3 protein-coding genes and 1 pseudogene are annotated in these 3,549 nt (G+C 74.0%); 1 reads left to right on the top strand and 3 read right to left on the bottom strand.

The window, feature by feature from the left end:
• Positions 1–188, bottom strand: a pseudogene (locus VGD70_RS30690) (hypothetical protein); the annotation flags it as partial.
• A 109-nt stretch (positions 189–297) separates the two neighbouring features.
• On the opposite strand from VGD70_RS30690, the gene VGD70_RS30685 reads away from it, so the two are divergent.
• Positions 298–1,725 (top strand): bifunctional 3-(3-hydroxy-phenyl)propionate/3-hydroxycinnamic acid hydroxylase, encoded by a 1,428-nt coding sequence (locus tag VGD70_RS30685; protein ID WP_331087521.1) that lies wholly within the window; start codon positions 298–300, stop codon positions 1,723–1,725.
• Between the two features lie 13 nt (positions 1,726–1,738).
• On the opposite strand, the gene mftD is transcribed toward VGD70_RS30685, so the two are convergent.
• Together mftD and VGD70_RS30675 are read right to left on the bottom strand one after the other, a co-directional pair.
• Positions 1,739–2,971 carry a pre-mycofactocin synthase MftD gene (gene mftD / locus VGD70_RS30680; protein ID WP_331087519.1) on the bottom strand — a complete coding sequence of 411 codons (1,233 nt, stop codon included), beginning with the start codon at positions 2,969–2,971 and terminating at the stop codon, positions 1,739–1,741.
• Positions 2,972–3,058: 87 nt separating this feature from the next.
• A partial coding sequence (locus tag VGD70_RS30675; protein WP_331087517.1) for a mycofactocin system transcriptional regulator occupies positions 3,059–3,549 on the bottom strand: 491 nt, incomplete at its 5' end.

Raw genomic sequence — 3,549 nt, 5'->3', positions numbered from 1 at the left:
ACGAGGTGCTCGTCGGAGTGGCACAGGCCCGACGCGGCGAGCTGGACGGTCACCTCGCCCGGAGCCGGATCACCGACCTCGATCTCCTCGACCGACCACTCTTCGCCCACGCCCCACAGAATTGCGCCCTTGGTCTTCACGTCAGATCCCTTCGTCGGCCCGTCGTCGTCGACGGAACGCGCTCGCACGGTGCGACGCCGCACCGCGATCCGGCTTCACCCTGGGTAAGCGGGGCGTGGACGTCAAGCGCGGGCCGCCGGCGTGCAACGTGCTGCAGGGCTCGACCAGACTGGCGCGATGTCCGGGGAGCCCGTGGTGGTGGTGGGCGCCGGGCCGGTGGGGATGACGGCGGCGTTGCTGCTCGCGCGCCGGGGGCTTCCGGTGCTGATCCTGGAGCGTCACCGGGAGCCCTATCGGCTGCCCCGTGCCGTGCACCTGGACGACGAGGTGTTCCGCGTCCTGCAGGACGCCGGGGTCGCCGATCGGCTGCTCCTGCGCACCCGGCCGCTGGAGGGGCTGCGGCTGCTGGACCGCGGTCACCGCCTCCTCGCCGAGTTCCGCCGCGATGCCGCCGCCGGGTCCAACGGATGGCCGCAGGGATCGCTGGTGCACCAGCCCGATCTGGAGGAGGTGCTCGCCGAGGCGGTGGCGGCGCACCCGGCGATCCGGATGGAGCGCGGCGTGGAGGTCAAGGGCCTGCGCCGGTCCGGTGCGGAGGTCCTCCTGAACACCGGACCCGGAGGAGGAGACACCATCCGGACGCCGGCCGTGCTGGGCTGCGACGGGGCGAACAGCACGGTGCGGGGGCTGATCGGCGCCACGATGCGCGATCTGGGACCGGCCGAGCGCTGGCTGGTGCTCGACGTCCGGTCGCCGGCCCGGCTGCCGATCTGGGCCGGTGTCCACCAGGTCTGCGATCCCCGCCGGGCGGCGACGTTCATGCCCGTGACCGGCGACCGGTACCGCTGGGAGTTCCGCATGCGGCCGGGGGAGACGGTGGAGGAGCTGACCGCGCCGGCGGCCCTGGCCCACCTCCTCGCGCCGTTCGACCCGTCCGGCGTGACGGTCGTGCGCGCGGCCGAGTACACGTTCCGGGCCTCGGTCGCCGACCGGTGGCGGGCCGACCGGGTGCTGCTCGCCGGGGACGCGGCCCACCTCACCCCGCCGTTCGTCGGCCAGGGCCTCGGGCTGGGGCTGCGGGACGCCCATCAACTGGCCTGGAAGCTGGCCGCCGTCCTCACCGGGGAGGCGCGGGAGGCGCTGCTGGACAGCTACCAGGCGGAGCGGGAACCGCATGCGCGCGCGCTCATCCGCGTCGCGCTGCTGCTGGGCCGGCTGATGACCGGTGGCGGTCGCGGCGGGGACGTCGTCCGCCGGGGGGCGCTGGCCGTCGTGCGGCGGATCCCCGCCGTGGCCCGGCTGGCCACCGACAGCCGGACGCCGCCGCTGGAGGCCGGGCCGCTGGTGGAGCGGCGCGGCCGAGCGGGCCGACGACTGGCCGGAACGCTCGTTCCCCAACCCGAGGTGCTCGTCGACGGTCACCGCTGTCGGCTGGACGACGTCCTGGGGGACGGCGCCGCCGAGCTCACCGCGGACCTGCTGGTGCGAAGGGCCGACGGCACCGAGATCCGGGTGGAGGAGCCGACCGGCACGCTCCTGCGATGGCTGGGTGGAGCGTCGTCCGTGCAGATCCGCCCCGACCGCATCGTCCGGTCCGCGCGCTGAACTCGCGCGCGGATCAGGCCTCGCGGCCGCGACGGGCGGGGGCGACCGCCTGCAGGGCCGTGTCGACGGCCACGGCGCCGAGCTGCCGCTCGAAGCCGGGCGGGACGACGAGGTCGTCGCGGCTGAGGTCGCTGACGTTCGGGCGGCCGAGGCCGACCATCGCCGAGCCCAGGCCGTCGCGGATCAGATCGAGCACGTTCTCCACGCCCGCCTGGCCGTTCGCGCCGAGACCCCAGAGGTAGGCGCGGCCGATCAGCACGGCCTTCGCGCCGAGGGCCAGCGCCTTGGCGACGTCGCCACCGCGGCGGATGCCGCCGTCCAGCAGCACCTCGATCTGATGGCCGACCGCGTCGGCCACCGCCGGCAACGCCCGGATCGAGGCCGGGGTGCCGTCGAGGTTGTTGCCGCCGTGGTTGGAGACCGAGATGGCGGTGACGCCGGCGTCGACCGCGCGCTGGGCGTCGTCGACCCGCATGACGCCCTTGAGCATGAACGGCCCGTTCCACTGCTCACGCAGCCAGGCGACGTCCTCCCAGGTGGGCATCGGCGACTGCATCCACATGCCGTACGCGCCGAAGAAGGTGGGCGCCGGGTCGCCGGGGGTGGCCGCCATGTTGGGCACGGTCAGGTCGGGGATCTTTCCGGCCCTGGCGAAGTCGAGCAGCCAGCGCGGCCTGGCCAGCACCTGCGGGGCGTAGCGGCGGGCCGCCTCGAGGTTGATCTTCTCGGGGATGAACGGGCTGCCCCAGTCGCGGCCGTAGGCGAAGGACCAGTCGAGGGTGGCGATCATGCCGACGGCGCCGGCCTGGCGAGCGCGCTCCATGCGGGCGAGCATCTCCTCGCGGGTGCCCACCCAGTACATCTGGAAGAAGGTCTGCGGGTTGGCCGCCACGACCTCCTCGATCGGCTTGCTGGCGAAGGAGGACAGCCCCATCGCGACCCCGCGGGCGGCGGCGGCGCGGGCGACGGCCACCTCGCCGTCCGGATGCACGGCCTGGACGCCGGTGGGGCTGATCAGCACCGGCATCGACATGGACTGGCCCATGACGGTCACGCCCATGTTCCGCTCGTTGGCCAGGCCGGCGGTGTGCGGCGCGAAGCCCAGCTCGGCGAAGGCGGCCAGGTTGTCCTCGGCGGTCAGCCCCCGCTCGGAGCCGGCGACCAGGGCGCCGTAGACGCCCTTGGGCAGTCGCTTCTTCGCGCGTCGCTGAGCTTCCGCGACCGACTCGAACCACTGGTTGGCCATCGCGGCCTCCTCATCCGCCCGCGACGGCCGCTGGCACTGAGTGCCATGCTAGCGGACGACAATGAGACGGCAACCACATTCGCGAGCTCAGGGTCGCAGGCTCGGAAACCCGGCGGCCATCTCGTCGAAGGCCCGGTGCAGCGACGCGGTCAGGGACGTGCGGTCGTCGGCCAGCCACACCTCGAACGCCGTCGTTGCCGCGGCCCGCGTGCTCACCGCCACCAGGCGCGGCACGAGGTCCGACGGCGCGGCGCCGGTCCGCCCGGCCACGTGCCGGGCCACCACGCGGTCGACCTCGGCGAACCGCACGTTCGAGTGCGCCAGCAGGGCCGGCTCGGTGAGGATCAGCTGCATCCGCTCGCGCAGCAGGGGCAGGTCGGCCTCCGGGTAGTCGTTCACCTCGACGTAGGCGGAGCAGACGGAGGCGAGCACCGGCCGCTCCGGTTCCGTGGCGGCCAGGAACGACTCCAGCCGCGCGACGTGATCGGCGAAGTCACCCCACACCGCGTCGGCCTTGGTCGCGTAGTAGCGGAAGAACGTCCGGCGGCTGATCCCCGCGGAGTCCGCGACCTCGTCGC

It is taken from the genome of Actinophytocola sp. (assembly GCF_036402745.1).
Taxonomy (GTDB): Bacteria; Actinomycetota; Actinomycetes; order Mycobacteriales; family Pseudonocardiaceae; genus Actinophytocola.
This window is presented reverse-complemented; position numbering and strand designations above follow the sequence as displayed.

Coding starts and splice junctions, on each gene's coding strand:
- VGD70_RS30685 (WP_331087521.1), top strand. CDS start 298: ATGTCCGGGGAGCCCGTGGTGGTGGTGGGCGCCGGGCCGGTGGGGATG.
- mftD (WP_331087519.1), bottom strand. CDS start 2,971: ATGGCCAACCAGTGGTTCGAGTCGGTCGCGGAAGCTCAGCGACGCGCG.